This is a genomic window from Lentzea sp. NPDC060358, from assembly GCF_042725365.1.
GTDB lineage: Bacteria > Actinomycetota > Actinomycetes > Mycobacteriales > Pseudonocardiaceae > Lentzea.
The window spans coordinates 1-2,616 of sequence record NZ_JBHXCW010000437.1 but is presented as its reverse complement, the minus strand read 5'-3'; the positions used below and the strand labels follow the sequence as shown (position 1 = coordinate 2,616).

Annotated in this window: 1 protein-coding gene and 1 pseudogene; one reads left to right on the top strand and one right to left on the bottom strand. The window is 71.3% G+C overall.

All coding sequences use genetic code 11. The features are described 5' to 3' along the window. Window positions 1–200: 200 nt before the first annotated feature. Window positions 201–1,502, bottom strand: a pseudogene (locus ACFWGZ_RS40610) (zinc-dependent metalloprotease); the annotation flags it as partial. A 44-nt stretch (window positions 1,503–1,546) separates the two neighbouring features. Between ACFWGZ_RS40610 and ACFWGZ_RS40605 the strand changes: the two are divergent. Then, a partial coding sequence (locus tag ACFWGZ_RS40605) for a PDZ domain-containing protein (protein WP_382456906.1) occupies window positions 1,547–2,616 on the top strand: 1,070 nt, incomplete at its 3' end.

Sequence of the window (2,616 nt, the reverse complement as noted above, 5' to 3'; positions counted from 1 at the left end):
TGTGCGAGGAGTGCCGTGGCCCGAGGGGTTAGAGCCCTGGGGGGGTGAGCGAGCTGGGCTCTTCGGCTGTTCGCCGGAAGTAGCTGTCTCCCCGGGCCGGGCTTGCCGCTGTCCTCGGGCTTGCCGTCTTCGGACCCGCTGTCCTCGGGCCTGCCGTCTCCGGACCCGCTGTCCTCGGGCTTGCCGTCCTCGGGCTTGCCGGTGCCGGGCGCGTCCCCGGCGGGCGTCTCGCCGCTCTCGCGCATCGTGCGCTCCAGCTCGGCGATCGGGTCCTCGAGCGCGTTGCGCGTGTTGGTCAGGCGCTCGGCGAACTCCAGCGGGTCGTCGAGGTCCTCCGCGGTCGGGACGAGCTCGGCGTGCTCCCAGATGCTGTCGCGCACCTCGACGCCGTGCTGGTCGCCGACGAGCTTCCACAGGGCGGAGGCCGCCCGCAGCTTGCGCGGCCGCAGCTCCAGGCCCACGAGGGTGGCGAAGGTCTGCTCGGCCGGGCCGCCGGAGGCGCGGCGGCGGCGCAGCGTCTCGCGCAGGGCCGGGGCACCGGGCAGGCGCTCGGCCACGGCGGCGTCGACCACGACGTCCACCCAGCCCTCGACCAGGGCGAGCAGCGTCTCGAGACGGGTCAGCGCGGCCTGCTGCTCGGGGGTGGTCTGCGGTTCGAGCAGGCCGGAGCTCATGGCCTCCTCGATGGAGGCCGGGTTCGACGGGTCGATCTGGCCGGCGAGCTGCTCCAGGGCGGAGGTGTCGACCTTGATGCCCTTCGCGAACTCCTCGACGGTGTCGAGCAGGCGCTGCCGCAGCCACGGCACGTGCGTGAAGAGGCGCTGGTGCGCGGCCTCGCGGGCGGCGAGGAACACCATCACCTCGGACGCCGGGCGCTCCAGGCCCTCGGTGAACTTCTCGATGTTCGCGGGCAGCAGCGCCGCGGTGCCCTCGGGCCCGAGCGGCAGGCCGACGTCGGTCGAGGTGAGGACCTCGGAGCCGAGCTGCGCCAGCGCGTTGCCGAGCTGCGAGCCGAACGCCATGCCGCCCATCTGCCCGAGCATCGACAGCAGTGGACCGGCGGCTTGCTTGGCCTCGGCGGGCATCGCCTCGACCCACGCGCCGGACATGCGCTGCGCGACCGGGTCGCACAGGCGCTGCCAGGTCGGGATGGTGCGCTCGATCCAGTCGCGCGCGGTCCACGCCTGCGTGGTGCGGCTGCCGGCGGGCAGCGACGTGACCGTGTCCAGCCACATCTCGGCCAGGTGCACGGCGTCGGTGACGGCGCTGGACTGGTCGGCGGCGAACCCGACGGTGGTCGTCGTCGAGGACAGCTGCTGGAACGCGATCTGCTTGGCGAGGTCGTAGTTGACCGGCCCGCTCGACGTTCCGGCGCTGCTCAGCATGGCGCCCAGCTGGCTCAGCATGCTGCCCAGCTGATTGAAGTCGAACGGGTTGTCCCCTGGCTTCCCGTCCTTGTCGTCGGGGTTGTGCGGGCTGAACCCGAACGGCACGTCACTCATGCCTCTACCGTACGCGGATCGACATGGTCGTACGCTGTTCAGCCGTGAGTGAAACCGTCACGACCGCACCCGCGCCAGCGCCCCCGCCGAGGGAGCGCGGACTGACCCGCCGGACGTGGACGCTGGTCATCAGCTTCCTCGTGGTGGCGGCACTCGGACTGCTCGGCGGTTTCGCCAGAGTCCCGTACGTCGCGCTGGGCCCCGGCCCGACCTACGACGTGCTCGGCAAGGTCAAGGACACCGACGTGGTGTCGGTCGAGGGCCAGAACACGTTCCCGACCAACGGAACCCTGCGCATGACGACGGTCTCGCTCACCGACGACGTGTCGTTGTTCGGCGCCCTCGGCCTGTGGCTGTCCGGCCGCTACGCCCTGGCGCCGCGCGAGGAGTTCTTCAAGCCCGGCGAGTCGGAGGAGGAGGTGCAGAAGAACAACGAGATCGCGTTCAGCGAGTCCCAGACCTCCGCGGAGGTCGCCGCGCTGCACTACCTCGGCTATCCGGGCAAGGTGATCGCGAACCAGGTCACCAAGGGCAGCCCCGCCGACAACGTCATCCCGCTCGGCGCGCGGATGATCTCGGTCAACGGCAAGCAGGTGCAGAGCGCCGCGGACGTGAGCACGGCGCTGGAGAACACCAAGCCGGGCGACCAGATCGAGGTGGCCTTCGAGAAGGACGGCACCTCCAAGTCGACCCAGCTCACCCTCGGCACGCGCGACGACGGCCGCCCCGCGGGCTTCATCGGCATCTCGCCGGTCGACCGCGCCGACGTGCCGTTCAAGATCAAGATCAGCCTGTCGGACGTCGGCGGCCCCTCGGCCGGCCTGATCTTCGCCCTCGCGATCGTCGACAAGCTGACGCCGGGCGAGCTCAACGGCGGCAAGGCCATCGCGGGCACCGGCGAGATCGCGGGCGACGGCGCGGTGAAGCCCATCGGCGGCATCGCGTTCAAGATGGTCGCCGCGAAGGAGGCGGGCGCGACGGCGTTCCTCGTGCCGGCGGCCAACTGCCAGGACGCGAAGCAGCAGGCGCCCTCCGACCTGAGGCTGATCAAGGTCGAGAACCTGAAGGACGCGGTGTCGTCGCTGGAGGCGCTCACCGCGGGCAAGGACACGCC